The following is a 16,478-nucleotide window of genomic DNA, read 5'->3' as shown; positions in this document are numbered from 1 at the left end:
CGACGCGTCTTGCGCGGGCCGGTCGCCGGGAGTGGAAGCGCCAGAGGCGGAAGCGTCCGCCGCGGCTGACGCCTGTCCACTGGAAGCGGAAGCCTCCGCTGCAGCCGAGGACTGTTCGCCGAGGGCGGGAGCATCCTCGTCCTCTGCAGCGGACGGTCGGTCGGGCTTGTCCGCCGCGGCCGGTGTCGGCTGGGGGGTGTCGGCGTCCGCGACCGGCGGCTGGTGGTTCTCGGGGATTTTGGCGGCAGGTTCGTGGGGGGTGGGGTTGTCGGTCACTGGTTTGCCGTCTCGTCGGGTGTGGGGGGCGGGGGGAGGTCGGATTCGTCGGTGGCGCTGGGGCCGGGTTCGAGGAAGGTGGGGTCCTCCTCGACGCGGGGGGCCTCGCCGGACTCGTCCTCGGGTTGGTGTTCTTCGTCGAACTCGTCGCTGACGTCGATGTCGCCCTGGTCGGTGCCTGTCCACCGGATCGTCAGCTCACCCAACGGTGTCACCTGGTCGAACGACACCGCCGCCTCACGGAACAGCTCCAGCAACGCCAGGAACCGGCAGACCGTGGTCACCGTGTCCGGCGAATCCGCCACCAGCGAGCGGAACGTCGCGCTCCGCTGCCGGCGCAAGCGGTCGACGATCACGACCGCCTGCTCCCGCACGGTGACGGCCGGCGCGTGCAGGTGCGCCAGCGAGACCCCGGGCGGTACGTCGTCCTTCGGCGCGAGCGCCCGCGCCGCGAGCGCGGCCAGCCCGGCCGGGTCGATCCCGAGCAGCACCTCGGGCAGCAGCTCCGCGAACCGCGGCTCGACCCCGACGGCCCGCGGGAACCGCCGCGCCTCGAGCGCCATCCGCTCCTGCATCAGCGCCGCGATCTGCTTGAACGCCCGGTACTGCAGCAGCCGCGCGAACAGCAGGTCCCGCGCCTCCAGCAGCGCCAGGTCCTCGTCGTCCTCGACCTCGCCCTTGGGCAGCAGCCGGGCCGCCTTCAGGTCGAGCAGGGTCGCCGCGATCAGCAGGAACTCCGACGTCTGGTCGAGGTCCCACTCCGACCCCAGCGCCTTGATGTGCGCGATGAAGTCGTCGGTGATCACCGACAGCGCGATCTCGGTGATGTCCAGCTTGTGTTTCGAGATCAGCTGCAGCAGCAGGTCGAACGGTCCTTCGAAGTTCACCAGGTGAACGCTGAACCCCTTGCCCTCGGCAACAGCACCGTCGGCAACAGCACCGTCGGCGACGGGGTCCAGCGGGTCCGTGGCGGACACGGTCACTCCGAGGCCTTCAACCGCCGTACGAGCACCGAGTCCGGCCCGTGGTCGACGAAGTCGGCGAGCAGCACGTCGATCGCCTCGCGCACGATCCGGCCCCGGTCGGCGTTCAGGCCGTGCTCCTCGCGCAGCGCGAGTCTGGTCTTCTCCAAACCGATCAGCTCTTCTTCGGTCACGTACACGGTGATCTTCGTGTCGTGCCGGATCCGACCGCTGGACTTCCGTTCGTCGACGACGGTCGTACGGGACCGTACGGTGGCCGACGGTCCGTCCACGGTGCGCTTCTCGGGTTGGGTCTGCTTCGGTGCCGCACCCCCGAAGAGTTCACTGGCACCTGGCAGGCTCACCCGGCGGGACAACGCGCCAGCACCTCCTTGGCGAGATCGCGGTACTGCGCGGCCGCGCTCGATGACGGGGCGTACGTCGTGATCGGCTCGCCGACGACCGTGGTCTCGGGGAACTTGACGGTACGCCGGATGACTGTGTGGAAGACGCGTTCGTCGAAGGCCTGGACCACCCGGTCGAGGACCTCCCGGGCGTGCGTCGTCCGCCCGTCGAACATGGTGCCGAGGATCCCGACGATCTCGAGCTTCGGGTTCAGCCGGTCCTGGACCTTGGCGATCGTGTCGGTCAGCATGGCCAGCCCGCGGAGCGCGAAGAACTCACACTCGAGCGGTACGACGATGCCGTTCGACGCGGTCAGCGCGTTCACGGTGAGCAGCCCGAGCGACGGGGCGCAGTCGATCAGGATCACGTCGTACAGCGGGATGATCGGGTCCAGGACGCGCTGCAGCGTGTACTCGCGGGCGACCTCCTGGACCAGCTGGACCTCGGCCGCGGACAGGTCGATGTTGGCCGGCAGCAGGTCGAGGTTCGGCACGTTGGTCGGCTGGATCACCTCGTCGGCGGTGATGTCGCGCTGCATCAGCAGGTTGTAGACCGACAGTTCGAGGTCGTGCGGCTGGACGCCGAGACCGATCGAGGCGGAGCCCTGCGGGTCGAAGTCGATCAGCAGCACCTTGCGACCGGTCTCGGCGATCGCCGCGCCGAGGTTGATCGTCGTGGTGGTCTTGCCGACGCCGCCCTTCTGGTTGCACATCGCGATCACCTGCGCCGGACCGGTCTTGGTCGGGGGCTGTGGCTCGGGCAGGTCCGGCATCGGCCGGCCGGTCGGCCCGATCGTGTGGCGCGGGCCGTTCGGGTCTTTCACGGGTGCAAGGTCCTCCGCGGTGAGCTTGGCCGTCGGCTTCGGCATCTCCGCATAGTTGTCGGGCAGGGCTCGCGCCGGCACGGGGGCCGGCCGGGGTGGGGTGCTGTGCTGAGGCTGCTCCTGAGGGTTCAGGGGCGTGCTGATCGAATGGGCCTGCTCCGGGGCGGCGTAGTGGCCCATCACGTGTTCGGTGCCCGGGAATGTCGACTCGTTCATGACTCGTCAAACCTTTCAACCGATACGGGCGATCCCAGCGACTGTAAGCGTGCATTCAAGCACTCTCAACCAGCCACTCCGCACCGGGGTGGGGCTGTTTGTCGACAAAGCTCCGAACGTGGCCGGTCACCCTCCCCGAGTGACGAACCGTCACCAGATGATCGCACACCGTTTCTAGGTCGCGGACACCGGGGTCCGGCCCTTCGCGAACCAGTTGTACAGCGCGAACCAGCCCAGCACGACCACCGACAGCGACGCCAGCAGCCACGCCTGCAGTCCCTGCCCGAGGACGCCGAGCAGTACGGCGGCCACCAGGCTCGGCACGGCCCACCCGGCGTACCACCGCAGTGGCGCCCGCCCGGCGACACCGGCGCCTACGCTGCTGACCAGGTACAACGCGAGCCCGCCGAAGATCAGCCAGCGGTCCCTGGTGAGCAGGTGCCCCTCCGCCTCCGGGATGAGCGCGCCGAGACCGGCCGCGACGGAGACGATCGCCGCGGTCACTCCCAGGTGCGCGGGCAGCGCCTGCCACGGCTCCAGCGGTTTGGTACTGCGGGGCGCCGGGGTGAACCCGTACAGCGTGGTCAGCTGCCACAGGATCACGACCAGGAAGAACGCAGCGACCGACGAGAGGACCACAGCACCGTTCCAGGGCTTGCCGGTGTCCGCACTGACGACCTGCGCGACGGCCTCGCCCAGCACGATGATCACGAACAACCCGAGCCGCTCGTCTAGGTGACCGCGCTCCGCCTGCGCGACTGTGACCAACGCGGGCGTCGCAGGCTCTGAAGACGAGCCACCACGCAGCAGGCGGCTGAGCCACTGGCCTCGGTGCTGCCCCTGCTCCAGGTCGTGCTTGATGCGCTTGGCGCGCTCCTCCATCGAGCGGGGGTTCCGTGCGCCGAGCACAGACGTCACCAGGTCGAGTACGACGCCCACACCCCACAGCCAGTACGTCACGGGCTCGTCGGTGAACAGCGAAACGATGAACGGAGCTGCCACCGCCGTCTGCGTAGCCGGCCAGAAGGCGATCACCTGCCCGTCGCGAGAAGCGGCCCGCGACGCGATGCCTCTACAGATGATGAAAGCGACCGTGAACGCCGCAGTACGCCCCTGCAGATCGGTCTCGCCGTGGTGCGGCAGCAACCCGGGGAAGACACCCGGTACGGCGGCAGCCATCACGCCGACGCCCAGCATGGTCCGCAGTACCGCACGGCGACGTGTACGCGCACCGGCTACGTTCGCGTAGACGCTCGTCGTCGTCCACACGCTCCAGACCGCGTAGAACATCGCAGCACACGCGGCCACCTGCCCAACGGTGTCGGCCTCGTGCAGCCTGTGGGCGATCTGGGCGGCAGCCGCCACCACAGTCAGATCAAAGAACAGCTCTAGCCAGCTGGCGTGCCGTTCCTCAGCTTGGTCAGCCACGGCCGCCAAGACTACGACGAGGAGAGGGCCCGTGGATGCGACGTCGCGTAGACCTCGCGCAGCTTGTCGACAGTGACCAGGGTGTACAGCTGGGTCGTCGTCACGGACGCATGCCCCAACAGCTCCTGGACAACACGTACGTCGGCTCCGCCGTCGAGCAGGTGCGTTGCGTACGAGTGGCGGAGCGTGTGCGGCGAGATCTCCTTGGAGATACCGGCCCGTTGCGCAGCGCGACGCAGTACTGTCCATGCGCTCTGCCGGGACAAGCGACCACCCCGCGCATTCAAGAACAGCGCGGGCGTCCCTCGGCCGCGTGCGACCAGATCAGGCCGGCCACGCACCAGGTACGCCGACAGAGCGTCGCGAGCGTACGTACCGACAGGTACTACCCGCTCTTTGCTGCCCTTGCCGCGCAGCAGGACTCCACCGGCGTCTATATCGATGTCGTCGACGTCCAGCCCGACGGCCTCCGAGATGCGGGCGCCTGTGCCGTACAGGAACTCCAGCAACGCCGCGTCACGGGTGGCCAGAACAGCCGGTTCGGCCTCGGCGCCAGCGGCCGCTGTGAGGATGCGGGTGACCTCGTCGACAGACAGTGCCTTGGGCAGCCGCTGCGGCGGCACAGGGGGCTTCACGGCCGCGGCAGGGTCCACTGCGGCCAGCCCCTCGCGTACGCAGAACTTGTGGAACCCGCGGACCGCGACGACGGTCCGTCCGGCGCTGGAAGCGGTCAGCGGCGGGTGGTCGGCGTCGCCTTCGCGCAGCCGCATCAGGAAGTCGGCGACCACGGCCTCCGTGATCCCGCCGAGGCTGTCGATGCCCACCGCCGCCAGGTAGCCGCCGTACCGGCGCAGGTCGCGCCGGTACGACGCCAGAGTGTTGGCGGCCAGGCCGCGTTCCACCGTCAGGTGGTCCAGGTATGCGCCAACCGCTCTGGTGATGCTCAGACCAGCACCTCGTCCAGCTTGAGCTGGGCCAGGTCGTGTGCGTCCGCGACCGGGCCGTACGTCACGTGACCGTCGAACGTGTTCAGCCCGAGCGCGAGGCTGTGGTCCGACTTCAGCGCCTCCCGCCAGCCGAGGTTCGCCAGCTCGATCGCGTACGGCAGCGTCACGTTGGTGAGCGCGTACGTCGATGTGTTCGGCACCGCGCCGGGCATGTTCGCGACGCAGTAGAACAGCGAGTTGTGGACCTTGTACACAGGGTCGGCGTGCGTGGTCGGCCGCGAGTCCTCGAAGCAGCCGCCCTGGTCGATCGCGATGTCCACCAGCACGCTGCCCGGCTTCATCCGGCTGACCATGTCGTTGGTGACCAGCTTCGGCGCCTTCGCGCCGACCACCAGCACCGCGCCGATGACCAGGTCGGCCTCGAGCACCGCGCGCTCGATCTCGTACGCGTTCGAGGCGATCGTCAGCAGGTGGCCCTGGTAGATCTGGTCGGCCTGCCGCAGCCGGGCGATGTTCCGGTCGAACAGCTGCACCTGCGCCTGCATCCCGAGCGCGATCGCGGCCGCGTTCATCCCGGAGACACCGGCGCCGAGGATCACCACGCGCGCCGGGTGGACGCCGGACACGCCGCCGAGCAGCACGCCGCGGCCGCCGCCCTGCGCCATCAGGTGGTACGCGCCGGACTGCGGCGCGAGCCGGCCCGCCACCTCGCTCATCGGCGCCAGCAGCGGCAGCGTGCCGTCCGGCAGTTGCACGGTCTCGTACGCGATCCCGGTGATACCGGACCTGAGCAGCGCCTCGGTGCAGTCCTGGCTCGCGGCGAGGTGCAGGTAGGTGAACAGCACCTGGTCCTTGCGCATCCGGTGGTACTCCTCCGCCACCGGCTCCTTCACCTTCAGCACGAGCTCGGCGTCCGCCCACACGTCGTCCGCTTCCGCCACGATCCGCGCCCCGGCGGCGACGTACTCGTCGTCCGGGATCAGTGAACCGTCGCCTGCCCCCTGCTCGATCAGAACCTCGTGCCCGTTGCGTACGAACTCGTGCACGCCGGACGGGGTGATCGCCACCCGGTACTCGTGGTTCTTGACTTCCTTGGGAACTCCGACCTTCACAACACGCCCTTCTTTCCCGTCCAGGTGTGCGGCCCACATCGTTGTGTCCGCGGCCCGGCGGTTGAGGGGACGCTGCCAGGTCGCTGCCGAGTGTATGCCCGTCGGGTTCATACCACTCGACCGGATGGTCTGATCGTACTGCGGCTGACACGGCAACCATCATTGACGGCTATTCGTAGTGGTCAGGGATGCTTTGAACAGGACGCCCGACGAGAGGACACTGGAGTGGCGATGGAACTGGGACGCTACGGGATCTGGCACGCGGGGCAGCACTACGGCCCGGAACTGGCGGCCGGACTCGAGCGCGCCGGGTACGGCACGCTCTGGCTGGGCGGCTCGCCGGAGGCCGGCCTCCGCGACGCCGAGGTGTTGCTGGCCGCAACGTCCTCGGTTGCCGTCGGCACCAGCATCGTCAACATCTGGAAGTCGCCGGCGGCCGAGGTCGCGGCGTCGTACCACCGGCTCGAGGACGAGCACCCCGGGCGGTTCCTGCTCGGCGTCGGGATCGGGCACCGGGAAGCGACCGGCGAGTACAGGTCGCCGTACCGGACGATCGTCGGCTACCTGGACGAGCTCGACGACGCGAAGGTGCCGGAGGACCGGCGGGCACTGGCCGCGCTCGGGCCGAAGGTGCTGCAGCTGTCCGGCGCGCGGACGGCCGGCGCGCTCCCCTACCTGGTCACGCCGGAGCACACCCGGGAGGCGCGGCGGATCCTCGGCGGCGGCGTCCTGCTGGCGCCCGGGCAGGCGATCGTGCTGGAGACCGATCCGGAGATCGCCCGCGCCACCGGCCGCGACTGGCTGGAGCGGTACCTGCAGCTGAGCAACTACACGACCAACTTCCAGCGGCTCGGGTTCACCCCGGAGGACTTCGCGAACGGCGGCAGCGACCGGCTCGTCGACGCGATGGTGCTGCACGGCTCCGCGGTCGAGGTCGCGACCGGCCTGAAGGCGCACCTGGACGCCGGCGCCGACCACGTCGCGATCCAGCTGCTGGGCCACGAAGGCATCGACCTGCTGCCCGGTTACGAGGCGCTCGCGACGGTCCTCCAGTAGGTCTTGATTCCGGGCTGAAACGGGGGAACATCGGCAGTAGGTGCACCACATCGGTGTGGTGCATGTTGGAGGTGTTTCCCCATGACTGAGCGACACGAGTTGCGATGGGGCGGCCTCGCCGGCCTGGCCTTCGTCGTCCTCGCAATCCTGGGCAGGTTCCTGCCCGGTAACCCTCCGACGGTCGGTGACTCGAACAGCACGATCTCGAGCTGGGTCAGCGACCACCGGACCACGATCCTGTTCAGCTCGCTGCTGTGGGCGGCCGCGGCGGGACTGGTGATCTGGTTCGCGGTCGCGTTCGCCGAGGCGATGCGCGAGCGGGCCGAGCGCAGCGACGTCCACCTGGCGCTGATGGCCGGGGCGGTCCTGGTCGGCGGCGCGATCTTCGTGAACGCCGGCATGCAGGCAGCGCTCGCGTCCGGCATCCGTGGACGGGACGCGGCGATCACGATGTCGATGTTCCAGCTCAGCGCACTGACGACGACACTGATCGGCTTCGCCGCGGCGCTTCCGCTGGCCGCGGCCGGCATCGGCGTACTGCGGACGCACGTGATGCCGGACTGGCTCGGCTACCTGTCCCTGCTGGCCGCCGTGGTGTCGTTCCTCGGCGCGTTCGGCGTCTTCGCGACCAGCGGCGCTTTCGTGGCCGGGGGCTGGTTGATGAGCACGGTCCCGTTGCTGCTGTCGGCGATCTGGGTGCTGGCCGCGAGCGGTTACATGGTCCGTGAACACCTCCCGGAGCTGACCACCGGCCCGGAGACCGCCGTACCGCAGATGTGAGCTAGGAGGGGTGGCCTGTCGGCAGCGGCACGATGGGGGCTCCTGGCAACGTCTGCCAGGGTCCCCAGCCGCTGCTCGGCGCTACCTGGACGCGTTCGCGCAGTACGCCGTCGGGTGATACGGCGAACACGTGCTGACGGCCGCTCGCGTCCACGATCACCGTAGGACTGGCTGCGGCCGGCTGTGTGTCGAAGACTTCGCTGCTGCTCCACGTACCACTGGTTGGCGTCGTCTGCCAGCGATGCGTGATCTGTGCGCCACCAGGCGGGATGCAGAACATCTCCAGCCGGCCGTCCGCGTTGACCGCAGTACGCGCGGATGCGTCGGCCCACGAGTCCGCCTGCTGCCAACCGCCCCAGCCACCGCTCGGTGCGGCCTGCACTCTCCTGTGTACGCCGGTACTCACCGGAGCGAGCGCGAACACGTTGAGCAGCCCACGGCCGTCACGGTTGACCGTACTGAGTGCAGCAGCCGGTCCGCCGAACGACGTGTCCCAAGAGCTCCAGCCGCTGTTCGGGGCGTTCTGCCAGCGGTGTGCGACGTAAGCGCCGCCAGGGCCCAGTGCGAAGACCTCCATGCGGCCGTCTGCGTTCACACCGACGACCGGTGGTGCGCCTGCTGCGCCGCCGAAGCTCTCCCAGTCGCTCCAGGTCGCCGAGCCGCCCCCGTTCTGCCAGCGGTGCGTGATGTACGCCCCGGCCGGGCCGAGCGCGAACACCTCGAGCCGGCCGTCCGCGTTGCGTGACACGGTCGGTGCGGCACCAGCAGCGCCTCCGAACACCTCCCAGTCGCCCCAGGTCCCGTCTGCTCGCTGAACGCGGTGGATGAGGCCCTGGTCCATCGCAACCGTGAAGAGCTCCAGCCTGCCGTCCGCGTTGCGGCCTACGGTCGGCACGGTGGTCACTTCGTCGCTGAACAACTCCCAGTCCCCCGGCAGCACCCGCCGTACGATCCGGTGGTTGTTGTCGAGGGCAAACAGCTCGATGGCGCCCTGCGGGTTCAAGCCGGCGGCAGGGTTGTCCGGGCTGTGCCAGACAGGCGGCGTACTGCGCCATTGGAGGTCGGCCAGGTAGATGCCGTGCTGGAACGAGCCCGCCGCGGTCACGTGGTCGCCTACGACCTCAACGGCGTGCGCGGGGATGTGGCCGGCGTAGCTGGACAGCTGGAAGGTGAACGGGTCGGTACTGCGGAACACGTCGGTGCCGACGTACCCGAAGCGTGGGCCGATGAACAGGTAATAGGTGCCGTCGCGCTCGACCACGACCGGCGACTCGGTGACCGATGCGTTCGCGTCCGTGCTCGGGTCGGTGAAGACGGTCCGTGCGGCGCTCCAGTGGATCAGATCGGTGCTGGTCCGGGCCGCGACGATGTGGTTCGACTGCCAGTCCTTCAGCTCGCAGTAGTACATGACCCACTGGTCGCCGATGCGGGTCACGTACGGGTCCCGTGCGACCAGGCCGCGGAACACCGGGCCCTGCGGGATCCGTGTCCAGGTGAAGAGGTCCGTGGACGTTGCCAGGTTGATCGCGCAGCCGTTACCGCCGGCTGCGTAGTACATGTAGTAAGTGCCGCCACTTTCGATCACGTGCGGCGCCCAGAGGTGTACTTCGCCGTAGTAGTTCGGGTCGACGGTCAGTACGGGCGGTTGCGTCGTCCACGGCCCGTCCAGCGCCGGGGCGGTCGCATGCGCGAAGTGGATCTCCTTCGCACCGTCGGGGAAGCTGCCGGGCGGTGCGGAGTCGCCGATGATCCCGTACAGGTGCCAAATGCCGTCAGGTCCCTGGATCACGCAGTGGTCGTTCAGGTACTCGTACGGCGGTCCGTCCGGCGTCGGGTCGTACACGTGCCGCAACGGCCCCGCACCTACCCACGTCAACGCCGCCGCCTGTGCCTCCGTTGGTAGCCCGATCAGCCCGGTAGCCGCGAGCCCTAGTCCGCCCAGCATCACAGTCCGTCGCCTCAGCTCCATCAGCCACCTCACGGAAATCGATTCCCCGCAGCGTGCCCGCTCGCCCCGCACCCGGTCAACCAGTGAAACGACGACCGAAACTTCTCCGCGCCCGGCCGCTGGGGCAGAGTGCGGGCATGACCTCCGACTACCACCGCCGGCTCCCGTACGGCGAACGCATGTCCGCCGAGCCCCTCGTCGGCCACCCATTCTTCCCCTTCGAAGGCGACATCCAGGTGGTGCCCCTGGCCGAGCCGGTGCTCCCCGAGCCGCCCCGCGGCGGCGAGAACGGCGAGGACTGCTGGTCATGCGCTCAGCCGGACCGCGACGTGATCTGGCGGGACGACCAGTGGAAGCTCAAGGCCGTCAAGCCGTCCGGCCTGCCGTTCGTCGCGATCCTGGAGCCGCGCGACCATTACCGCCTCGACAACCTGCCACCCGAACTCACCGCCACCCTCGGCCCGACGATCCAGCGGGTCGCGAAGGCGATCCAGGACCTCGACCCGGTCGCCCGCACCCACTTCAACCGCTGGGGCGACGGCAGCGAACACTTCCACCTGTGGTTCCAGGCCCGTCCGCTCGGGATGATGCAGCTCCGCGGCGCGATGATCGCGGCCTGGGACGACCTGCTGCCGCCGATCCCCGCCGAGGAGTTCGCCGCGAACGCCCGCCAGGTCGCCGCCGCCCTGGCCGAGAGCGGCGGCGAGGCGATCAGCCGCTAGCGAGCGTGAACAGCCGCAGGTCCCGGTTCTTGGGCAGGGTGATGCTGACCGGGGTCTGGGTCAGGGTGACGGGTGCGGTGGCGAAGATGTGGGTCGTCACGTTGTCCTTGCCGCCGCCGGACTCGTTGCGGTACGGCGTGGTTGCGACGATCACGTTGCCGTAGTGCAGGGTGTCGCCCCCGCCGCCAAGGGTCCAGTCGCTGAAGGACAGGTCGATCTGCGACGTCGTACCGTCCGCGTAGTTGAGCGTCGCGGTCGTCTGCTGGTTGCCGTTGACGGCGCTGCCGATGAACGACAGCTTCGTCGTACCCGAGGGCAGGTTCAGGTTGAGCCGCTGGCCGTCGGCAGGCACGTTGTCGGGGTCGCCAGCCGGTACGTCGGGCCACGTGAAGCCGAGGCCCTGCACGATGCCTGTCCCGCCAGGAGTCAGCCCTGCCGCAGCCAGCGCCTGACGGGAGTAGCTGACGCCGCCTCCGTCGTAGTCGGCCTCGGTGTGGTCGCCGTTGTCGTCGGAGATGCCTACGCCTTCCCGTAGTACGAAGAACGAGTTCGGCTGACCCACGACCACAGTGAAACCGACCTGTGGCAGGACGGTCCCGTCTGCTGCCTTCATCTGCACCGTCACCGGGTAGCGGCCGTCAGGGGCACCAGCAGCTGCACCAATGGTGACTGCGGCACTCCCCTCCTCGTCTACGTGAAAGGTTCCGGTAGCGGGCGTTGCTGTCAGCCCTGCGGGCGTGTTGACCGCGTAGGTGACGTCCTGCGCGCTCCCACTCAACCGGTGCGCCTGCAGCTTGATCGATGCACTGGTACCGGGAGCCACGACAACTCGACTGGTGTCGGTAGAGGTCTGGAACGGGATCTCCCCGGTCCGCCACGAAGGCGGTGCCTGCCCAGTACCCCAGCTCTTGTTGGCCGTCGTACCAAGAGTGAAGTCCAGCGTTCCCCCGTGCTGCACAAAGGACTCCGGCAGCCACGGCTGGTTCGTAGGCTTCCCGTTGACCTTCAAGGACTGCACGTACTGCGCGTCCGCACCGGAAGCGTTGATCCGGATCGTCTTGCCGCCGTCGCGGTGGATCACAGCCCGCTCGAACAGCGGTGCGGCGACCTGCAGCTCTGCACGGCTCGGTACGTCCGGGTAGAGGCCCAGCGCGGTCCACACGTACCAGGAGGACATCTCGCCCAAGTCGTCGTTCCCCGGGATCCCACCAGTGCTGGTGTTCCAGAGCTGGTTCATTGCCTGCCGCAACGTCTCCTGCGTCTGGTACGGGCGGCCTGTGTAGTTGTAGATCCACGGGGTGCTGATCGACGGCTCGTTGTCCATCTCCGCGTGCAGTTCACCCGCACCGGTGAGCGCCCACGTCCCGTCCGGGTTCTTGAAGAAGGCGTCCAACCGCTGGTTCGCCGTGTCGGTACCGCCCATCGCCTCGATCAGGCCGGCCCGGTTGTGCGGCACCATCCACGTGTACTGCGCACTGCTGCCCTCCGCGAACCCGTCGTACGTCGACGGCGTGAACGCAGGCCAGGCCCCGTTGTCGTCCCGGTTCTGCATGTAGCCGCCGTTGTCCGGGTTGAACACGTTCTGCCAGTACTGCGACCTGGTCAGGAACTTCTGGTACGTCGAAGCGTCGCCGGTCCGCTGCGCCAGCTGGGCCAGCGCGAAGTCGTCCGTCACGTCCTCGAGCGTCTCGACCGCGCCGCCCCACGCGTTCGACTTGGTGGGGATGTAGTGCAGCGCGAGGTACTTGTCGAGCGAGGGCCGCTCACCGATCGACATCACCGGCTTACCGGCCGAGCTCAGGTCCTTCGCGGTCGGAACGGTCGCGGCCTGCACCAGCGACTTCAAGGCCTTCTGAACGTCGAAGTTCGTGCCCCCGAACGCGTAGATGCCAGCCACAGCCGGTGCGGACGGGTCGCCCGTCATCACCGCCGTACTGCCCGAGGCGTGCGTCCAACGGTCCCAGATCCCGCCGTTCTGCGAGGCCTGGTTGTACAGAGACTGCGCGATGTCACCGGCCCGGCGTGGCTCGAGCAGGGTCAGTAGCTGCAGCTGTGAGCGATACACGTCCCAGCCGGAGAAGGTCGCGTACTGCGCCTGCTGCCCGCGGGACACCGTGTGCGGTTTCTGGTCGAAGCCCCAGTACTGGCCGTTGACGTCGCTGAACACGTTGGGATGCAGCAGGGCGTGGTACAGCGCGGTGTAGAACGTCGTGCGCTGGTCCGTCGTACCGCCTGTCACCTCGATGCGGTCCAGTTCCCGGCGCCAGGCCTGCTTGGCCATCGCGGCGGTCACGCTGACCGACGTACCGCGCGGGTTCTCGGCACGGAGGTTCCGCCGGGCGTTGGCCTCGCTGACGTAGGAGATACCGATCCGCATCGTCACCTTGTCGCTCGCGAACCCGACGTACCCGCCGGAGCCCTTGCCGGCCGGCATCCAGCCGTCCTTGCCGTACGTCGTACCGCCGTGGGCGCTCGTGCTGCCCGGCGTCACGGTCGTGTCGGTCCAGGTGCCCTGGTTCGCGAACGGCTGGTCGAACTCGGCGACGAAGTGCACCGTGTAGTAGCTGCGCTGCCCGACGCTGGCGAGGTAGCCGCAGAAGTTCCCGCTGGTCACCGAGCCGCTCACGGTCCGGTGCGCCGGGTCGATGCTGAGCTGCGCGTCGCTCGACCCGACCTCGGAGTTCGACGTACGGAACATCACCGTCTTGGCCTTGTCCGCGGGGAACGTGAAGGCTGCCGAACCGGTGCGGGTCGTCGCGGCGAGCTCGGCGGTCACGCCGGAGTCGAGGCCGACCTTGTAGTACCCCGGCTTCGCGACCTCGTTGGCATGACTGAACGTCGAGGCGTAGACCACGTCCTTCGCATCACTCTGCGGCGAGGTCGTCACGTCACCCGCCAGCGGGAAGATCGGGATGTCCCCCGACCCGCCGGCACAACCGCTGCCGCTCATGTGCGTGAGGCTGAACCCGCGGATCTTCGTCGCCGAGTACAGGTACCCACCCGGCGCGGCCGTCCGGTAAGCATTCCCCCGGCTCGTCTCCGGACTGAACGACAACATCCCGAACGGCATCACCGCCCCCGGAAAGGTGTTCCCCGCGTTGGAGGTCCCCACCAACGGATCCACCTGCTCCGTCGGATCCCCCGAACTCCCGGTGATCCGGCTCTCCCCCACCACCTCCGGCCCGAATACCCGCACCGCCAACGGATCAGGCGGCGTCGCAGTCGTCGGATGAGAGGCAGTAGGTGACGGTGCCAGTGACGGTGACGGCACGGCATGCGCGGCGGGCGTAACCGCCACCACCAACGCACCGGCCAACAGACAACGCGACAACACAGAACGACGCATGGGCGGACCAACCTTCACGGATGGGTGACATCGTTGTCAGCAACAAATACCCGCACCCACCGCAACCGGTCAAGCCCTCCGCGTAGTTCAGCGGTCCTTTGCCGGCCAGGGAGCGTCCGCGGGGCGGAGGGTGTCGAAGCCCGGGCCGTTGAGGGCGGTCCAGGCGGCCAGGGCGCCCATGATCAGGATGGGGTTCTGGAGCTGGCCGGCCAGGACCGCGCCGACGACGTCGACGATCGGGGCCCAGACGGTTTCCATGTCGGCTTCTTCGGCTTCGCGTTCGAAGGACTCGTCGGCGGGTGAGAGGTCGCGGGCCAGGAAGATCCGGACGGCCTCGTTCGTCAGGCCGGGTGAGGTGAAGGCGTCGACCAGGATCCGCCAGTCGGCGGCCTTGGTGGCGGTTTCCTCCCACAGCTCGCGTTCGGCGCCGAGGCGGTACTGCTCGCCCTGGACGTCGAGCAGCCCGGCGGGCGCCTCCAGCAGCTTGTGGCCGACGGGGTGGCGGTACTGGCGGACCAGCAGCATCCGGTTGTTCTCGTCCAGCGCCACCACGCCGACAGCCCCGGGATGTACGACGACGTCGCGGACGAACGGCGTACCGCCCGGGGGTTCGATGGTGTCGCGGCGTACCGAGATGACCCGGCCGGTCTCGTGCACCGTCTCGGACGCCGACACCGGCCAGCGCTCCGGCCGGTCGGCGAGGCCGGCGCCGAACCGGAGCTCCGGGTAGTCCTTCATCACGCCTTGACCGCAGCCTTCTTCGACGAGGCCGGCTTCGGCTCCTCCACCGGGAGCCGGGACTCGCGCTGCCGGTCGAGGGCGGCCGCGACCAGGCCGGAGAACAGCGGGTGCGGCTTGGTCGGCCGGGATCGCAGCTCCGGGTGCGCCTGGGTGGCCACGAAGTACGGGTGGATGGCCCGGTCCAGCTCGATGAACTCGACCAGCTCGTGGTCCGGCGACAGCCCGCTGAACACCAGTCCGGCGGCCTCCAGCTTGTCCCGGTACGCGTTGTTCACCTCGTAGCGGTGCCGGTGCCGCTCCTGGATCGACGGTGCGCCGTACAGGCCGCGGACGATCGACCCCTCGGCCAGGTTCGCCGGGTACAGGCCGAGCCGCATCGTGCCGCCCATGTCGCCGGTGCCGGAGACGATGTGCTTCTGCTCCTCCATGGTCGCGATCACCGGCTGCTCGGCGTCCGGGTCGAACTCGCTGGAGTTCGCCTGGTCCAGACCGGCCAGGTCGCGAGCCACCTCGATCACCATGCACTGCAGGCCGAGGCAGAGCCCGAGGATCGGCACGCCCTGCTCGCGGGCGTACCGGATCGCGCCGATCTTGCCCTCGATCCCGCGCACCCCGAACCCGCCCGGGATGCAGATCGCGTCCACGTCGCCGAGCAGCCGGGCCGCGGCCTCGGGGGTGGCGCACTCGTCGGAGGCGATCCAGCGCAGGTTCACCCGGGCGTCGTTGTCGAACCCGCCCGCCCGCAGCGCCTCGGCGACCGACAGGTACGCGTCCGGCAGGTCGATGTACTTGCCGACCAGCGCGACCGTGACCTCGTCCTTCGGGTGGTGCACGACCCGGAGCAGCTCGTCCCACCGGGTCCAGTCGACGTCGCGGAACTGCAGGTTCAGCCGGCGCACGACGTACGCGTCCAGGCCCTCGGCGTGCACCACCTTCGGGATGTCGTAGATCGACGGCGCGTCGACGGCGGCCACCACGGCCTCGACGTCGACGTCGCACATCAGCGAGATCTTCCGCTTCACGCTGTCCGGGATCGGCCGGTCGGCGCGGCAGACGATCGCGTCCGGCTGGATACCGATCGAGCGCAGCGCCGCGACCGAGTGCTGGGTCGGCTTGGTCTTCAGCTCGCCGCTCGGCGCCATGTACGGCACCAGCGAGATGTGCAGGAAGAACACGTTGTCGCGGCCGACGTCGTGCCGGACCTGCCGGGCCGCCTCCAGGAACGGCAGCGACTCGATGTCGCCGACGGTCCCGCCGATCTCGTGCAGTACGACGTCCACGTCCGGGCCCGCCATCGCGAGCATCCGTTCCTTGATCTCGTTGGTGATGTGCGGGATCACCTGCACGGTGTCGCCGAGGTACTCGCCGCGGCGCTCCTTGGCGATCACGCTCGAGTACACCTGGCCGGTGGTCACGTTCGCGACCTGGGAGAGGTCCCGGTCCAGGAAGCGCTCGTAGTGGCCGATGTCGAGGTCGGTCTCGGCGCCGTCGTTGGTGACGAACACCTCGCCGTGCTGGAACGGGTTCATCGTGCCGGGATCCACGTTCAGGTACGGATCCAGTTTCTGCATCGTGACGCGGATGCCCCGAGCCGTCAGCAGACTGCCGAGGCTGGACGCTGTCAGTCCCTTGCCGAGACTGGATGCCACGCCACCGGTGACGAATACGTGCTTGGTCTGCTGGGAAGTCGAAGCCCTGTCCACGGGTCTCCAGCCT

13 protein-coding genes are annotated in these 16,478 nt (G+C 68.8%); 3 read left to right on the top strand and 10 right to left on the bottom strand.

Going from position 1 to position 16,478, the window contains the following annotated elements; genetic code table 11:
• Positions 1-272: 272 nt before the first annotated feature.
• The 6 genes from ACQHIV_RS00175 to ald all read right to left on the bottom strand — a co-directional run bounded on the left by ACQHIV_RS00175 (position 273) and on the right by ald (position 6,169).
• Positions 273-1,259, bottom strand: coding sequence for a segregation and condensation protein A (locus tag ACQHIV_RS00175; RefSeq protein WP_427890419.1), 987 nt, complete (start codon positions 1,257-1,259; stop codon positions 273-275).
• Positions 1,256-1,615: a hypothetical protein gene (locus tag ACQHIV_RS00170; protein ID WP_427890417.1), complete on the bottom strand. Its 360-nt coding sequence runs from the start codon at positions 1,613-1,615 to the stop codon at positions 1,256-1,258. The genes ACQHIV_RS00175 and ACQHIV_RS00170 overlap by 4 nt, the downstream gene beginning before the upstream one ends.
• Positions 1,600-2,511 (bottom strand): ParA family protein, encoded by a 912-nt coding sequence (locus ACQHIV_RS00165; protein ID WP_427896384.1) that lies wholly within the window; start codon positions 2,509-2,511, stop codon positions 1,600-1,602. Before ACQHIV_RS00165 ends, ACQHIV_RS00170 begins: the two co-directional genes overlap by 16 nt.
• Before the next feature lie 345 nt (positions 2,512-2,856).
• On the bottom strand, positions 2,857-4,110 hold the full coding sequence (locus ACQHIV_RS00160; RefSeq protein ID WP_427890416.1) for a low temperature requirement protein A: 1,254 nt from the start codon (positions 4,108-4,110) through the stop codon (positions 2,857-2,859).
• Between the two features lie 11 nt (positions 4,111-4,121).
• Positions 4,122-5,057, bottom strand: coding sequence for a site-specific tyrosine recombinase XerD (gene xerD / locus ACQHIV_RS00155; RefSeq protein WP_427896382.1), 936 nt, complete (start codon positions 5,055-5,057; stop codon positions 4,122-4,124).
• A complete protein-coding gene (gene ald / locus ACQHIV_RS00150) occupies positions 5,054-6,169 on the bottom strand; it encodes an alanine dehydrogenase (protein ID WP_427890414.1) in 1,116 nt (371 codons plus the stop codon). The genes xerD and ald overlap by 4 nt, the downstream gene beginning before the upstream one ends.
• Positions 6,170-6,400: 231 nt before the next feature.
• On the opposite strand from ald, the gene ACQHIV_RS00145 reads away from it, so the two are divergent.
• Positions 6,401-7,225 carry an LLM class F420-dependent oxidoreductase gene (locus ACQHIV_RS00145; protein ID WP_427890412.1) on the top strand — a complete coding sequence of 275 codons (825 nt, stop codon included), beginning with the start codon at positions 6,401-6,403 and terminating at the stop codon, positions 7,223-7,225.
• Positions 7,226-7,306: 81 nt separating this feature from the next.
• A complete protein-coding gene (locus tag ACQHIV_RS00140) occupies positions 7,307-8,005 on the top strand; it encodes a DUF4386 family protein (protein ID WP_427890410.1) in 699 nt (232 codons plus the stop codon).
• 1 nt (position 8,006) lies between these two features.
• Here the strand turns inward: ACQHIV_RS00140 and ACQHIV_RS00135 are convergent, their stop codons facing one another.
• Complete coding sequence (locus ACQHIV_RS00135) at positions 8,007-9,974, bottom strand: family 43 glycosylhydrolase (protein WP_427890408.1); 1,968 nt, start codon at positions 9,972-9,974, stop codon at positions 8,007-8,009.
• Positions 9,975-10,090: 116 nt separating this feature from the next.
• Here ACQHIV_RS00135 and ACQHIV_RS00130 point away from each other — a divergent pair, with 116 nt between their 5' ends.
• Positions 10,091-10,675: a hypothetical protein gene (locus ACQHIV_RS00130; RefSeq protein ID WP_427890406.1), complete on the top strand. Its 585-nt coding sequence runs from the start codon at positions 10,091-10,093 to the stop codon at positions 10,673-10,675.
• On the opposite strand, the gene ACQHIV_RS00125 is transcribed toward ACQHIV_RS00130, so the two are convergent.
• The 3 genes from ACQHIV_RS00125 to ACQHIV_RS00115 form a co-directional block, all read right to left on the bottom strand.
• Entirely contained in the window at positions 10,665-13,871 is a 3,207-nt protein-coding gene (locus ACQHIV_RS00125; RefSeq protein WP_427896380.1) for a GH92 family glycosyl hydrolase, read from the bottom strand. The genes ACQHIV_RS00130 and ACQHIV_RS00125 overlap by 11 nt on opposite strands.
• Positions 13,872-14,108: 237 nt before the next feature.
• Positions 14,109-14,759, bottom strand: coding sequence for an NUDIX domain-containing protein (locus tag ACQHIV_RS00120; protein ID WP_427896378.1), 651 nt, complete (start codon positions 14,757-14,759; stop codon positions 14,109-14,111).
• Positions 14,759-16,465 (bottom strand): CTP synthase, encoded by a 1,707-nt coding sequence (locus ACQHIV_RS00115; protein ID WP_427890404.1) that lies wholly within the window; start codon positions 16,463-16,465, stop codon positions 14,759-14,761. The genes ACQHIV_RS00120 and ACQHIV_RS00115 overlap by 1 nt, the downstream gene beginning before the upstream one ends.
• Positions 16,466-16,478: the final 13 nt, after the last annotated feature.

The sequence above is a fragment of the Kribbella polygonati genome (assembly GCF_050320105.1).
GTDB lineage: Bacteria > Actinomycetota > Actinomycetes > Propionibacteriales > Kribbellaceae > Kribbella.
Note: the sequence above shows the minus strand (reverse complement) of the source record. Positions and strands in the feature narration are given on the sequence as shown.

Excerpts from the sequence above, each read along its gene's own strand:
- ACQHIV_RS00140 (WP_427890410.1), top strand. The coding sequence starts at position 7,307 with ATGACTGAGCGACACGAGTTGCGATGGGGCGGCCTCGCCGGCCTGGCC.
- ACQHIV_RS00130 (WP_427890406.1), top strand. The coding sequence starts at position 10,091 with ATGACCTCCGACTACCACCGCCGGCTCCCGTACGGCGAACGCATGTCC.
- ACQHIV_RS00120 (WP_427896378.1), bottom strand. The coding sequence starts at position 14,759 with ATGAAGGACTACCCGGAGCTCCGGTTCGGCGCCGGCCTCGCCGACCGG.
- ACQHIV_RS00145 (WP_427890412.1), top strand. The coding sequence starts at position 6,401 with ATGGAACTGGGACGCTACGGGATCTGGCACGCGGGGCAGCACTACGGC.
- ACQHIV_RS00165 (WP_427896384.1), bottom strand. The coding sequence starts at position 2,511 with ATGCCGAAGCCGACGGCCAAGCTCACCGCGGAGGACCTTGCACCCGTG.
- ACQHIV_RS00135 (WP_427890408.1), bottom strand. The coding sequence starts at position 9,974 with ATGGAGCTGAGGCGACGGACTGTGATGCTGGGCGGACTAGGGCTCGCG.